At 62.2% G+C, this 13,560-nt stretch carries 11 protein-coding genes; 2 read left to right on the top strand and 9 right to left on the bottom strand.

The window, feature by feature from the left end; genetic code table 11:
* Positions 1 to 79: 79 nt before the first annotated feature.
* Positions 80 to 685 carry an isochorismatase family protein gene (locus tag LHAB_RS11190; protein WP_090046375.1) on the bottom strand — a complete coding sequence of 202 codons (606 nt, stop codon included), beginning with the start codon at positions 683 to 685 and terminating at the stop codon, positions 80 to 82.
* An 85-nt stretch (positions 686 to 770) separates the two neighbouring features.
* Here LHAB_RS11190 and LHAB_RS11185 point away from each other — a divergent pair, with 85 nt between their 5' ends.
* Positions 771 to 1,478, top strand: coding sequence for a VOC family protein (locus LHAB_RS11185; protein WP_090046373.1), 708 nt, complete (start codon positions 771 to 773; stop codon positions 1,476 to 1,478).
* 30 nt (positions 1,479 to 1,508) lie between these two features.
* Here the strand turns inward: LHAB_RS11185 and LHAB_RS11180 are convergent, their stop codons facing one another.
* The 3 genes from LHAB_RS11180 to LHAB_RS11170 all read right to left on the bottom strand — a co-directional run bounded on the left by LHAB_RS11180 (position 1,509) and on the right by LHAB_RS11170 (position 5,435).
* A complete protein-coding gene (locus LHAB_RS11180) occupies positions 1,509 to 2,012 on the bottom strand; it encodes a hypothetical protein (protein WP_090046372.1) in 504 nt (167 codons plus the stop codon).
* Between the two features lie 31 nt (positions 2,013 to 2,043).
* On the bottom strand, positions 2,044 to 4,116 hold the full coding sequence (locus tag LHAB_RS11175; RefSeq protein WP_228763414.1) for a RecQ family ATP-dependent DNA helicase: 2,073 nt from the start codon (positions 4,114 to 4,116) through the stop codon (positions 2,044 to 2,046).
* Positions 4,117 to 4,253: 137 nt separating this feature from the next.
* Positions 4,254 to 5,435: a YbfB/YjiJ family MFS transporter gene (locus LHAB_RS11170; protein ID WP_090046367.1), complete on the bottom strand. Its 1,182-nt coding sequence runs from the start codon at positions 5,433 to 5,435 to the stop codon at positions 4,254 to 4,256.
* A gap of 317 nt (positions 5,436 to 5,752) precedes the next feature.
* Here LHAB_RS11170 and LHAB_RS11165 point away from each other — a divergent pair, with 317 nt between their 5' ends.
* The gene (locus tag LHAB_RS11165; RefSeq protein WP_194943164.1) at positions 5,753 to 6,370 is read left to right on the top strand and encodes a helix-turn-helix domain-containing protein; all 618 of its coding nucleotides are present in this window, start codon (positions 5,753 to 5,755) and stop codon (positions 6,368 to 6,370) included.
* A 30-nt stretch (positions 6,371 to 6,400) separates the two neighbouring features.
* On the opposite strand, the gene LHAB_RS11160 is transcribed toward LHAB_RS11165, so the two are convergent.
* From LHAB_RS11160 to guaA, 5 genes are all read right to left on the bottom strand, one after another.
* On the bottom strand, positions 6,401 to 8,881 hold the full coding sequence (locus LHAB_RS11160; protein WP_090046362.1) for a penicillin acylase family protein: 2,481 nt from the start codon (positions 8,879 to 8,881) through the stop codon (positions 6,401 to 6,403).
* An 85-nt stretch (positions 8,882 to 8,966) separates the two neighbouring features.
* On the bottom strand, positions 8,967 to 9,878 hold the full coding sequence (locus tag LHAB_RS11155; protein WP_090046359.1) for an LD-carboxypeptidase: 912 nt from the start codon (positions 9,876 to 9,878) through the stop codon (positions 8,967 to 8,969).
* Positions 9,879 to 9,893: 15 nt separating this feature from the next.
* Positions 9,894 to 11,273 (bottom strand): tRNA adenosine(34) deaminase TadA, encoded by a 1,380-nt coding sequence (gene tadA / locus LHAB_RS11150; RefSeq protein ID WP_090046357.1) that lies wholly within the window; start codon positions 11,271 to 11,273, stop codon positions 9,894 to 9,896.
* Complete coding sequence (locus tag LHAB_RS11145; protein ID WP_090046355.1) at positions 11,270 to 11,884, bottom strand: FMN-binding negative transcriptional regulator; 615 nt, start codon at positions 11,882 to 11,884, stop codon at positions 11,270 to 11,272. Before LHAB_RS11145 ends, tadA begins: the two co-directional genes overlap by 4 nt.
* 45 nt (positions 11,885 to 11,929) lie before the next feature.
* Positions 11,930 to 13,543, bottom strand: coding sequence for a glutamine-hydrolyzing GMP synthase (gene guaA / locus LHAB_RS11140; RefSeq protein ID WP_090046353.1), 1,614 nt, complete (start codon positions 13,541 to 13,543; stop codon positions 11,930 to 11,932).
* Between the last annotated feature and the right edge of the window lie 17 nt (positions 13,544 to 13,560).

The raw sequence follows: 13,560 nt of genomic DNA, 5'->3' as shown, positions 1-13,560 counted from the left end.
ACTTGCAATAAGCTGACTCAAACCGGCTGCAAAATAGCCACCCACAGAGTCGGACAGCGCTGTACTGACCGATGGCCCTTCATTTGAACAAGCTTTGCAGCAACTTGAAGTCGGGATGCTCGGCGGTGCGGATCCACTCAAACGCCACCATCTCGGCAGTGACCAACTCTGCGCCTGCCCCCGCCAATCGGTCATAAGCGGCATCGCGGTTGCGCTCGGTGCGCGAGCTGCAGGCATCGGTCACCACCCAGACCTCGAAATCATCTTCCAGCAAATCCAGGGCGGTCTGCATCAAACAAATGTGCGCTTCACAACCGGCCAACACGATGATCTTGCGTGGCTCGGTTCCGGTCTGGGGCTTTTGCAAGTGGCGTGGCAAACTGCGGGCATTGCCGCGCGGGGCCTGAACTGGCTCGGGCTGAAGCCATTCGCCCAGACCCTCTTCGACAGCGCTGAACTGCATCTTGGCCAGGACCTGGCGGCAATGGCTGCGGATGTCGGGGGGCATCTCGCCCAGGCGCGATGGATTTTGCTCGGTGCCCCAAGTGGGCACCTCCAGCGCTTGGGCCAAGGTGGCCAGGCGTGCGGCGTTGGCCCACACGGCGTCTGCGTCCAGCATCGCAGGTTTCAGGCGGACCTGAAAATCCACCAGCACCAGTTGGCTTTCATCAGCATCGATCAACATAAAGACTCCAAGAACAGTGCCTGCGATTGTCGCAGGCGCGAGCATGCATCCGTTATGCTCTGAGGCAATATCTGATTTTGAAAAAATGAAAACTCAAATTGACCATTTGGTGGTGATGGCAGCGTCATTGCAAGACGGCGTGCAATGGTGTGAAGAGACCCTGGGCATCACACCCGGCCCCGGCGGCGAACACGAAAAATATGGCACGCACAACCGCCTGTTCAAAATTGCCTCCCCCCAATTCCCCTTGGCTTATTTTGAAATCATCGCCATCAACCCAGCGGCCGTGATCCCCAAACGTTCGCAGGTGCCACGCTGGTTCGACATGGACAACAAGGCCTTGCAAAAAACCGTTGCCGAGCAACCCCGGCTGATCCACTTCGTGTCCAGCACCGACGACATCAAGGCCGCCCGCCATCTGCTGCGGGCCCAAGGCATTGAGCGTGGCCAAGTCGTGCACGCCAGCCGCAAGTCTGGCAAAGGCACTCTCAACTGGCAAATTACAGTGCGCGAAGACGGCGAGCGCCTCTTCGACGGCACCTTGCCCACCTTGATCCAATGGGGCAAACCCGACGCGACCGACCCGCTGCGCCTGCACCCGCGCAACAGCCTGCCGCGCTCCGGCGTGACCTTGCAAAGCCTGAGCGTGAGCCACCCCAGCGCCGCCAAACTCCAAGCGGCCTACGCGGCCATTGGACTCGAAGGCATTGCCATCGAGGCCGGCCCAGCCAATTTGGTGGCCACGCTGCAAACCCCGAAAGGGCTGGTTCAGTTGCAAAGCCTGGGGATTTGAGCCCCATCGCCGCATCGGCTTGCTGATGCTTCAGCGGCGAGCCGCACCCGACTTGGCAAAGTCGGCATCGACCCAGGCCTGCGCCGTTTGGCGGTTGAGCTTGAAGCCGGCCTCCACCTTGACCTGGGCCAGCAGGGTGTCAGCGTCATCTTGCGCGCTGAGCGTGGCGTATGGGCTGTCCTCGTCGGGCACGATGTCCAACAGCACCGTCACCCGCCCGCCTGGGCCATTGACCACGACCGACTGGTGCAGCGTGGCGTGCAACTGCTGCTCGCTGCGTCGCACAAACTCACTGGCGGTTTTCACCAAGGTGATGAATGCCGAGCCGTCCAGCGGCTTGGGGTTCTTTTTGTCGCGACCCATGGTCCACGGCCCCACCAAGGCGGGCTCGCTCTCGCCTTCTCGGTACATGGCCACGGCCCAACCGTCGTCATCGTCATTTTTGATGACTTGGGCGGTCCATTGCTCGTTTTGCCACAGGCGTGGTTCCTGAAGCAGGGGCCGGTCTTGCATGTCTGGGGTGTGGTCGTTCATCGTCTTCTTCAAATCAATCGCTCATCATGCCTCAAGGCCGCAGGTGCAAGGCCAGCAAAAGAACCTGGCTGGCCCCCCGCTCGCGCAAGAGCGCTGCCGCCACCGTAGCCGTCCAGCGGGTGCGCACATCGGCGGCCACCAGCAGCACCGGCCCGGCGGGCAAAGCGGCATCGGGTGCCAGACGAATGGCCGACTCCAGATGCGCCACCACCGGGGTAGAGGCCGCGTCATCCGGCGCAGGTCCGCCCGTCCAGCTGAACACGTCAAGCAAAGGCAGGCGGCCCTTTTGGGCGATGTCATCGGCCACACGCCGGTTCAAGGCCATGTCGGGCGAAGGCAGGGGCACCACGCACAGCGGACGGGCTGGCCAGCTCTTGGCCCAGCGCCCGAGCAAGGCCACAGCCCCTGCCAGGATCTCGGCAGGCACATCCCCCGACACCGCCGTGCGCAGCGCCTGCAGCTCGGTCACCCAGGCCGGGTCATCGGCAAACGCCACGGCGCGGCCTGCATCAAAGCCGCGAATCGCGCCCCGGCGCCCCACCCCGCCCGGCCAGCGTTTGCGCGGCTCGATGGCCACGTCCATGCCCCGCAAGAAGTCGCGGGCAGCGATCAGCTTTTCGGGTGAGGGCGAAAGCCCCGGAAAGGGCAAATGCCCGGTGCACACCGAGCAGCGGCCGCAAGGCGTGGGCAAAGGGTCGTCCAGAGCAGTCTGCAAATAAGCCATCAAGCAACCTTGCCCGTGTGCGTACTGGCGCATGATGTCGGCCTCTTGCTGGCGCACCTGCGCCAAGGCCGTCCATTTGGCCGCGTCGTGTTCGTAGGGCACGCCCGTCGCCCGCCATGCCGAGCCGTCTTTGTCCACGACGCCATCCACAGCCAAAATTTTGAGCAGCGCTTCGAGTCTTCCCCGGCGCACGCCGGTATCGGCTTCGATTTCCAGCAAGCTGCGCCCGTCCGTGCCCAAACTCGCCAGGACTTTGGCCGCCGTGACGGGGTCTGGAATCGACGCGGTGGCGAAGTAATCCCAAATGCGCTCATCGGCGTCGGAAGGCAACAACACCCCTTCGGCATGCGCCACCGCCCGTCCTGCCCGGCCCACCTGCTGGTAATACGCCACCGGGGTCGAGGGGGAACCCACATGCACACAGAACCCGAGGTCGGGCTTGTCGTAACCCATGCCCAGCGCCGAAGTGGCCACCACCGCCTTGATCTGGTTGTGGCGCAAACGGTCTTCCACCAACCAGCGCGTGTCCGCGTCACTTTGTCCGGTGTAGGCATCGACCGCATGCCCGCAGCTGCGCAAAAACGCCGTCAGCCGTTCGGCTTCGGCCACCGTGAGCACATAGACAATGCCCGAACCAGGCAACTGCTCCAGGGCGTCGGCCAACCAGGCATAACGCTGCAAGGGGGATAAGCCGGGCACCACCGACAGCGTCAGGGAGGTGCGAGCCAGCGTGCCGCGAAAGATCACCGTGCCCACGCCCAGCTGCTGGCCAATGTCGTGCGTCACCCGCTGGTTGGCCGTGGCAGTGGTGGCGAGGACGCTGGCCGTGGGGGTGGACAAGAGCGCCCGCGCCAGCCGCTGGTAATCGGGCCTGAAGTCAAAGCCCCAGTCGCTGATGCAGTGCGCCTCGTCGATCACAATCAGGCCCACCCGGGCCAGCAAAGCGCCCAAGCGCGCCGCAAAGCGCGGGTTGCCCAGCCGCTCGGGCGAGACCAGCAACACGTCCAGCCTGTCTGCGTCCAGTTGCGCAAACACCTCGTCCCAGTCGTCAAGGTTGGTGGAGTTCACGGTGGCCGCCTTCAGACCCGCCCGCTCGGCGGCGCTCACCTGGTCGCGCATCAGTGCCAGCAGGGGCGAGATCACCAAAGTGGGGCCAGCGCCCTTGCTGCGAATGGCGTGAGTAGCTGCCCAGTACACCGCCGACTTGCCCCAGCCCGTGGCTTGCACCACCAACACGCGGGACGCCGGTTGCAGCGCAGCATGCACCGCGTCAACCTGATCGGCGCGGGGCAGAGCACCCGGCCCGGCCAGGCGGGCCAGGACGGTGTGCAGATGCTGCTCGGCAAAATGGCGTCCTGGCCCGTCCAAGGTGTCGGACATGTTCATATTTTCCACCCTGTTGCCTTGAAAGGCTTTTTAGAGAAAAGCCATTTTGCGAACAACACCCATTGACCGATGACGCGCATGGGTCTCAAGCCATTTGCGTTGAATCAGCCGTCTTGGCCAACGCAAGGTGATCATGTCGTAGAAGGGTCATCCGGCAAAGTGGCCAGCAAGGCCATGCCCAGCAGCATCACCCCAGCGGTCAACCACAAAGCGCCCTTGAAAGTGCCAGTGGCCTGCGCCATGGCGCCGGCCACCACGGGGGCAATCACCTGCGCTGCGCCATAACTCAAGGTCAGGCGGGCCATGGCTTTGCCCGGGTTGTTCGGGGCTCGCCGCCCGACCAACGCGAGTGTCAAACTGACAATGCCGATGAAGGTGGCGCCATAGCCGATGGCGCCACCCAGTGCGGCCGCCAAAGAGCCCGACAGGGCCGGCAAGATGACCGAGAAGGTCTGCAAACCAAAGGCCAGCAGCAGGGCCCGGGTGTCACCCCAGCGCCGCGCCACCTTGTCCCACAAAAATACCGCAGGCATGGCCGCCAGCCCCACCAGTGCCCAAGCCAATGCGCCCTGCCCGGCCCATGCCGGTTCTCGCTCGACAACGGCCACCGTGAAGGTGGCGCTGATCACAAAGCCCCAACCCGCCGCAAAGTAGCTGGCCGCCATGGTCAGCATCCAACGGCGCGACACTTTGGGCCCAGCCTCTGCAGAGGTCACGGCAGCCTGAGCAGGCGGCACGGGCGGCCGCCACCACCAGGCCGGCACCAAAAACACCAGCCCGATTGCCGACATGGCCAGCCATTGATGCGACCAATTCGCCCAGATGTGCGACACGCCCCAGGCACCCAGGGCCGACACCACGATGCCCAAGCCCAATCCGATAAAAAGCACCCCCAACTCGGGCCGTCGGCCTTGTCGCATCAGCCAACCCAACACCAAACCTGCACCGAGCAACATGCCGGTGGCACCGCACAAGCCCCCCAAATAGCGCCACATGGCCCAAGCAGGCATCCAAGTGGACAAGGCCATCCCGGCCACGGTGAGCAGCGACACCCAAAGTCCCATGCTGTAGAGGCGGTGCCGCCAGCGCACATCGTCGATCCAGGCAGCCGCCAGAACGCCTGAGATGTAACCCGCGTAGTGGGTGGCGGCCAGGCCCCCAGCTGCGGCATCGCTCAGGCCCGTCTGCAACTGCAGTTGGGGCAACAAGGGGGTGAAGGCGAACCGGGCCAGGCCGATGGACAAGACCAAGCCGCAAATACCGCCTGTGATCACTTGCCAGGGGTGTAGGTGGGACGGAGGATCGGAAGACATGTGCCTTGAATGTAACTGCAGGCGCTTGACCCGACAGTCACCCTGGGGCGTGGCCACGCAGAGATCCCCTTTGAATCTCATCAATTTTGTTAATTATTTTTAAATTTTCAATAAATTCAATCAAAACATCCCTAATTGGGGGTGTTCTGACGAATTGTTTTTCTTGAAAATTGAAAGCGCTGCGGCGGATGATTTTGATGCTTCATAGCACCGTGGCATCCACCAAAAAGTCAAAAATTTGGCAAGGCACGCCAGGGAATGTGCCAGCGGACCGAGCATCGCGCAACGCCCTAAACCACCCAGAGAGCCCACACACCATGACCGAAGCCGAACCCCTCGAAGCAGAAACTGCCGAGTTTCTGACCAGTTCACAGGCCGCCAAGCGTTTGGGTTTGTCGATGGCGACCATCCAGAAACTGGTCGACAACAACATCTTGCAGGCTTGGAAAACCTTTGGCGGACACCGTCGGATTTCGCTGTCCTCGGTGCTGAATTACCAAAGTGCCAACAATTTTTCTGAAGCACCGCGCTTGCCCACGGACCGGCGCGCCAAAGTCATGATGGTGATCGAGTCCCCAGAGCTGACCCACCGGCTCAAAAAGGACATGGCCCAATGGCCATTGCCACTTCAAATGTCGTTTTACGATTCCCTGACAGAAGCTTTGCTGGCGTTGTTGAACGAAAAGCACGACCTGCTGGTCGTTCAAATGACCGAGTCGCGCAAACAGCAAGAAAAAGCCTTGGACATCTTGCAGAAATTTGTGAGCTCCAGGCACACCGTGGCCCACACGCTGATCCTGACTGCGGAGGCAGATTTGCTGCCGCCGTCCAAATTAGCCAGCCACACGGCCAGTATTCAGGTCCTCAACAAGGCGCTGTCACCCGTCTGGATGTCGGCCTATTTGTCAGGCTTTGTCGCGCAGCGCCGCGCCTGACGTCCACACCCTACAAGACCGTTGGGCGACTCAAGGCCGCAGCGTCATGTGATGCATCACGGCTTGTGGCTGTTGCTGCAATGCGCGGTAGCTCCCTTTAGCCCAAAGCCCGGCCATGTCGCGACTGCGTGGATCAAACGCATGGCCAGACTGCCCTGTCTGGTAAATGAAAACCGACGGACCAGCCCCACTCAAGTCGTAGACCGCCCGCATGGAGGCCGCATGCCGGTTGGCAAAAGGGGCTTGCTTGTCATTGGCCCAATATTGACCCACATTCACGGTGAATAAATCCCCGGCACTTTCCACCCGCACATCGAACACGGCGTTGAGGTAAGGCACTTTGCCAAAAGGTTTGTGGCTGCTGATGGCCGGGTGCCACGCACCCCAACGCCAAGCCGACAGATCGCGCCCCTGGCTGGCCACAATCCGGTCAAGCGCCCGCTCCAGCGCCCCAGTCACTTGCGCGAGGCAGCCAGAAGGGCCACACCAAAACGCATCGGAACGCTCCAGGATGCCCTCCACGGCGGCCCTGAAATGGCGCTTCCCATACAGCGCTTGGAAACGCTCTGCGCCCAAATGCGGCACCAACAAGCCCCGCGTCAACTCATCGGCCCAGACATTCAGCACCAAAGCCGCTGCACTGTCGGTGCGCATCTGCCCATCAAAACCGGCCAACAGCTTCAAGGCAGCAGGGGCCAAGGCGTGCGCTGATGTGACCTGTCCGAGCTTGGCCTGCAAGTTTTTGGCACCCAGGGACAGCACATCGTTCTGAATGGCCTGCATGCTTTGCAGACTGTGGCGAGGCGTGGCCGCCAGCAGCTGTTCGATGCGCTCGAAGCGCTCGGGCGTGGTCCAGTCACCCCCCAAAAAATGGGCATACCCGGGCGGCAGGATGTTCTGGTTCGCTGTGGCGTGCCAGCCCTTTTTCTCGATCTGGGCGGCGTCCACCGCCGGGTTTTGTGCATAGGGCAGCCAACCGGTCCAGTCGTATGGGGCCAGCCAACCCGGGGATGGCGCCACGCCACGGATGTCGTTTTGGGCCGAACGCGTGGGCACTTTGCCCACGGCTTTGTAGGCCACATCGCCCAAGGCATCGGCCATCACCACACTTTGCATGGGCGCATGGTGTTCGGCAAAGGCCTCTAGCAGTTGCGGCACTGTTTGGGCCCAGTTGGCCTGCATGCCCGCTTCGATGGTTTTGTTGTCGGGCGTGAGCGCAGACCAACGCAGGCTGACGGCATAACGGCTCGCGTCGATCAGGCCTTGGTATTGCGGCTGCACATCGCTGATGACCGGACCATGGCGGGTGCTGCGCACCTGGAGCGCGACATCGGCCTGCCCTTTGACGCGGATGGTTTCGCTGCGCTGTGAAAAAGCGGCCCAGCCATCGGGTGTGCGGTATTGCCCGGGCTTGGCTGCATCAAGTTGCTCCAGATACAAGTCCTGCACGTCGGGGCCGGTGTTGGTGAAACCCCAGGCCACACCGGTGGTGCGCCCCAGCACCACAAAAGGCAGGCCGGGCAAGGTGGCGCCGATCACGTCGAGCGGCGGGTGTTGGTACCCACCGGGCAATTCACCCGCCGGGGCTTTGAGGTGGGCGTAGTACCAAATGGCGGGAGAACTCAAGGCCAGATGGGGATCATTGGCCAGCAAAGGCTTGCCCGACACGGTGCGGCTGCCAGGCAGCACCCAGTTGTTGCTGCCTTTGCCCTCCAGAATGCCCATGTCGCGCACCCACTCGGCCGACCATTGGGCCAAAGGGGTGTGGGGAACTGGCGCATGGGCCGCTTTGGCCGTCGAAGGGGCATAAACGCCCAGCCCTCGGTACAGTGCGGGCAAGTCCACGGATGTCGCCGGTTTTTCGCCGGGGTATGCGGGCAAGAGTTGCCACAGCTGCGCGTTGTTGAGCACCTGGCCTGCGGACAAACGGGCAAATTCCTGGCCCCAGTTGCCGCCCAAGTCCAGCGCCATCATCAATGCCCAGCCCACACTGTCTTCGGGCGTCCAGGCTTGGCCATCGGCACCGATGGCCTGGCTGCCCAACAATTTGAACTCGGGCGAAGGACGCACCGCACCACTTTGCCACGCGTTTTGAATGCCCTCGCTGTAGGCCTGCAACGCAGCTTGGGTGGCTGGCGACAGGCCTTTCAACTGCTGCTGGGCCATGCCAACAATGCCCAGCGTGCGCATCAGCTTGTCGGTGTCCAGTGTGGCTTTGCCCAAAATTTCAGACAACTCGCCGCGCATGAGGCGACGGTTGAACGCCATCTGCCAACCACGCTCTTGCGCATGGACAAAGCCAATGGCGCGCCAGGCGTCCAAGGCGTTCTTGGCGTTGATGTGGGTCACATCCGAGGCATCCCGGGTGATTTCAACCGCGCCAGACAGGCCCTTGAGTTGAACCTCACCATCGAGTTGGGGCATGCCGCGCAACAGATAGACGCTGAGCGCACCACCTGCTGCCAAGGTAGCGACCAAAGCCAGCCACAGGATTCTTGCGATCCATTTCATGTTTGTCTCCATTTTTTTCAGAGCGTCGGCACTGCAGCCGACTTCTGTGCGCCAAGGCCAGAGCAGACTGGCTTGAACACGCCCTTCAAATATGGCCCCAAACCATCAACGCGTCACGCCCCTCGGTGACAAGGTCCACCTTCGCCCCGACGGGCAGCAGCACTTTGGTCTCGACATGGCCAAAGGGCAGGCCCGTGAGCACAGGGGCCTTGATCTGGCTGCGCAGCCAGTCGATCACGGCGGTCAACTTGAAGCCCTTGTCGTGGGCGGGGACCAGCTTGTACCGGCTGAACTGCCCCATCAGCACCGCTTTTTGCTGGGCCAAAACGCCTGCGTGCAACAACTGGGTCAGCATGCGCTCGACGCGGTAAGGGTGCTCGCCCACGTCTTCGAGGAACAGCACGCCATTTTTGATTTGCGGGAAGTACGGCGTGCCCAGCAGCGAGGTCAGCACCGACAGGTTGCCGCCCCACAACGGCGCGTCTTTCACACGCACTGAGCGCTCGGTCTCGGCCTTGGGGCGTTGCCAGCCCGTGCCCTCGCCTTGCTCCAAAATCAGGTCGTCAAAGCAGGCCTGCATGATGTCGTCGGGCTCTTGCTCGGGGCCAAAGTCTTCGCCCAATGCCGGGCCCTGCCAGCTGATGCGCCCGGTTTGCGCATACACCGCTTGGTTGAACGCCGTGAAATCGCTCAGGCCTACGAACTGCATGCCCCCATCAATCGCTTTGGCGATCTGCTTGTAGGGCAAGCTGGGCAAGATGCGCGTGAGGCCATAGCCCCCGCGCGAAATGAGTGCGACATGGGCGCCACTGGCTGAGGCGCGGGCGATGGCCGCAATGCGCGTGGCGTCGTCGCCCGCAAAACGCATGTGGCTGGCCAGCGCCGCTTCATCGACTTCCACCTCATGCCCTTGGGCTTGCAATCGCTTGACGCCACGGCGGAATGCGGCCTTGTCGCGCACCGCGCTGGACGGAGAAAAGATGTAAATGTGGGCCATAGCGGGAGTCCGGATTCAGGGCTTGAAGTGTCGCACAGCCGCCTCGGCAATCACCCTGCCCTGCTCCTGCACAAAATGCCCGGCATCAGGCAGCAGCATCGGCTCGGGGCAGCCCAAGATCTGGCTTTGCAATTGGCGCATCACCGGTTCGCCCAGCACCGGGTCTTGCTGACCGATGGCCATGAACGTCTGGCCTTGCCAGTCCTTGCGCCAAAAGTCACGCGCTTGCCGCGACAAGCCAGCCCCCGGTGAATCGGCGAATTCCGGCACCATGGGCGGGAAGGCGCGCAGCGCAGCGCGGTAGCCTTTGTCCGGGAAGGGCACGTTGTAGGCCGCTGTCTCTTGCGGCGACATACCGGGGTTGCCACGCTTGAACAGCTTGCCCACATCGAACAGCGGTTGGCTGTGGCACCAGTTGCGCCATGCCAAAAAGCCGTCGCTCAGAGGCTGCTCCCCGGTGGCCAAAGTGGTGTTCATGACCAGCAGGCCCTTGAATCGCTCGGGGGCCGCCATGGGCAGGGTCAAGCCCAAAATGCCGCCCCAGTCCTGTACCACCAGCACCACGCGCTGCAGGTCGAGCCGCTCGATCAAATCGAGAAGGCTTTGACGATGCGTTTCGAATTGGTGAAAACTGTCCTTTTTGGGCTTGTCGCTTTTGCCAAAACCAATCCAATCAGGGGCGACCACACGGTGCCCTGCAGCCAGCCAGACCGGGATCATCTTGCGGTAGAGGTAACTCCAAGCCGGGTTGCCATGCAGGCACAGCCAGGTCAAGGGGGCCTTCACATCGCCCTCATCCAAGTAGTGCATGCGCAGCCCGGCGATGCTGGGCAGGTCGTTCATGTAGCGCGGCTGCCAGGGGTAATCCGGCAAATCGGCAAATGCCGCGTCGGGGGTGCGCAATGCGTCTTCTCTGAGGGGGTGGGGGTTCATTCTCTTGGGCTTGAAAAAGTCTTTGAGTAACTGGCCGCATTCATCGGCCAGCACGCCGCCCGTGACCTGGGTTTGGTGGTTCAGTTGCGTGTGGTCAAAGAGGTTGAGCACCGAGCCCGCCACCCCGGTGCGCAGGTCGGGCGCACCAAACACCACGCGGTCCAACCGGGCGTGCAGCATGGCTCCGCTGCACATGGCGCAGGGCTCCAGCGTCACATACAAGGTGCAACCGTCCAGCCGGTAATTGCCCAGCCCGCGAGCCGCTTCGCGCAGAGCCACCACCTCGGCGTGCGCCGTCGGGTCGTGGCTGGCGATCGGTGCGTTGCGGCCTGTGGCGATCACTTGCCCGTCCTTGACGACCACCGCGCCCACCGGCACTTCACCCGCCAAGGCAGCCTGACGCGCCTGTTCCAAAGCCAGGCCTATCCAGTGAGCGTCTTGAGGCTGCGCGTCCACGGTCAAGCCACCATGCCCAGCCGTTGCATCCACAGCGCCAAGGCCTTTTCCTGTTCGCCGCCTTGGGCATAAGCCGCGTGCATGGCCGCGTGCGATTCGGGTCGGTGCTGGTTGATCTTGACCTTGGTTTTGAGATCCAGAATCTTCAATTCAAACGCCACAATGCCGTTCAGCATGCCATGGGCATAGCTCTCGGGCAGCGCGCGCCACTGCGCGGCATAAGCGGGCTCGTGGTCGGCAATCAATTGTTTGAGCAAAGCATCTTTGGCCTCCTCGCCTTCGAGCAAGCGGGCCTCCACTCGCGCATGCACGGCCAGATAAGTCCAGGTTGGCACGCGCAGCAAATCGGGGTAAACCGCGGGCGACATGTAGGCCTGCGGCCCCATGAAGGTCACCAGCGCCTGCGGCCGCTCTTGCAAAAATGCGGCATGCGGATTGGCACGTGCACAGTGACCCAGCAGCGCCATCGGCTGGCCGCCCTCCTCGATCAGCTTGAGCGGCAAATGCGTGACAAAGGGGAAGCCATCACCGTCGGTGGACACCACATTGGCAAAAGGGTGCTCGCGCATGATGGCCGCAGCGTGTTGCGGGTGGTTGAATTGTTGGGGCAAGTACATGGAAAGACTGTACCAAAGCAAAGGCACCCGAAGGTGCCTTTTGTGTCACTCCCACTCGATCGTCGCCGGCGGTTTTGAACTCACGTCGTAGGTCACCCGGTTGATGCCGCGCACCTCGTTGATGATGCGTCCCGACACCTTTTTCAGCAGCGCATACGGCAGCTCGGCCCAGTCGGCGGTCATGAAGTCGCTGGTTTGCACAGCGCGCAAGGCCACCACGTAGTCATAGGTGCGGCCATCGCCCATCACGCCCACGCTTTTCACGGGCAAGAACACCGTGAAGGCTTGGCTGGTCAGGTCGTACCAAGTTTTGCCCGATTCGTCGGTGAAGTTGCGCAGCTCTTCAATAAAGATCGCATCCGCACGGCGCAGCAGGTCGGCGTATTCTTTTTTGACTTCACCCAAGATGCGCACGCCCAGGCCGGGGCCGGGGAAGGGGTGGCGGTAGACCATCTCACGGGGCAAGCCCAGCGCCACGCCCAGTTCGCGCACTTCGTCCTTGAACAATTCGCGCAGGGGCTCCAGCAGTTTCAAGCCCAGTTGCTCGGGCAAACCGCCCACGTTGTGGTGGCTCTTGATGGTCACAGCCTTCTTGCTCTTGGCACCACCCGACTCGATCACGTCGGGGTAAATCGTGCCTTGGGCCAAGAACGTCGCGCCCTTGTGGCCTCCATCTCCCGCCTTGAGTTTCGCGGCCTGCTCTTTGAATACATCGACGAACAAGCCACCGATGATCTTGCGCTTGGCTTCGGGCTCGCTCACGCCGGACAGTTTGCCAAGAAACAAGTCACTGGCATCCACACGGATGACTTTCGCGTGCAGCTTGCCAACGAACATCTCCATGACCATGTCGCCCTCGTTCAAGCGCAGCAGGCCGTGGTCCACAAAGACGCAGGTCAGTTTGTCGCCGATGGCGCGGTGGATCAAGGCAGCCGCCACCGACGAATCGACGCCGCCCGACAAGCCGAGGATGACTTCTTCGTCACCCACTTGCTCGCGGATTTTGGCCACGGCTTCTTCGATGTAGTCGCCCATGATCCAGTCAGGGCGGGCCTGGCAGATGTCCAGCACAAAGCGGTTGAGCAGCGCCTGGCCCTGCACGGTGTGCGTGACTTCAGGGTGGAACTGCACGGCATAAAAGTGGCGGGATTCATCGGCCATGCCGGCGATGGGGCAAGCCGGGGTGGAGGCCATGACCTTGAAGCCCTCGGGCATCTGGGTGACCTTGTCACCGTGGCTCATCCAGACCTTGAGCATGCCGTGGCCTTCGGCCGTGGCAAAGTCTTCAATGCCCTTGAGCAATTCGGTGTGGCCATGCGCACGCACTTCGGCATAGCCAAATTCACGGGTGTGCCCGGCTTCCACTTTGCCTCCGAGTTGCTGCGCCATGGTTTGCATGCCGTAGCAAATGCCCAGCACCGGAACGCCCAACTCGAACACGGCTTCGGGCGCGCGGTCGTCCACCTCGTAGACGCTGGCATGCGAGCCCGACAAGATGATGCCTTTGAGGTTGCCGTCTTTGGCGTACTCGCGCACCCAGTCGCTGCTCACATCACAGGGGTGGACTTCGCAAAAAACATGCGCTTCGCGCACGCGGCGGGCAATCAGCTGGGTGACTTGCGAGCCGAAGTCGAGGATCAGGATTTTGGAATGCTGCATGGCAAACGGCGTTCTTA

Source organism: Limnohabitans sp. 2KL-27 (assembly GCF_001269345.1).
GTDB lineage: Bacteria > Pseudomonadota > Gammaproteobacteria > Burkholderiales > Burkholderiaceae_C > Limnohabitans_A.
Note: the sequence above shows the minus strand (reverse complement) of the source record. Positions and strands in the feature narration are given on the sequence as shown.

Excerpts from the sequence above, each read along its gene's own strand:
- LHAB_RS11190 (WP_090046375.1), bottom strand. The coding sequence starts at position 685 with ATGTTGATCGATGCTGATGAAAGCCAACTGGTGCTGGTGGATTTTCAG.
- LHAB_RS11185 (WP_090046373.1), top strand. The coding sequence starts at position 771 with ATGAAAACTCAAATTGACCATTTGGTGGTGATGGCAGCGTCATTGCAA.
- LHAB_RS11180 (WP_090046372.1), bottom strand. The coding sequence starts at position 2,012 with ATGAACGACCACACCCCAGACATGCAAGACCGGCCCCTGCTTCAGGAA.
- LHAB_RS11175 (WP_228763414.1), bottom strand. The coding sequence starts at position 4,116 with ATGTCCGACACCTTGGACGGGCCAGGACGCCATTTTGCCGAGCAGCAT.
- LHAB_RS11170 (WP_090046367.1), bottom strand. The coding sequence starts at position 5,435 with ATGTCTTCCGATCCTCCGTCCCACCTACACCCCTGGCAAGTGATCACA.
- LHAB_RS11165 (WP_194943164.1), top strand. The coding sequence starts at position 5,753 with ATGACCGAAGCCGAACCCCTCGAAGCAGAAACTGCCGAGTTTCTGACC.
- LHAB_RS11160 (WP_090046362.1), bottom strand. The coding sequence starts at position 8,881 with ATGAAATGGATCGCAAGAATCCTGTGGCTGGCTTTGGTCGCTACCTTG.
- LHAB_RS11155 (WP_090046359.1), bottom strand. The coding sequence starts at position 9,878 with ATGGCCCACATTTACATCTTTTCTCCGTCCAGCGCGGTGCGCGACAAG.
- LHAB_RS11145 (WP_090046355.1), bottom strand. The coding sequence starts at position 11,884 with ATGTACTTGCCCCAACAATTCAACCACCCGCAACACGCTGCGGCCATC.
- guaA (WP_090046353.1), bottom strand. The coding sequence starts at position 13,543 with ATGCAGCATTCCAAAATCCTGATCCTCGACTTCGGCTCGCAAGTCACC.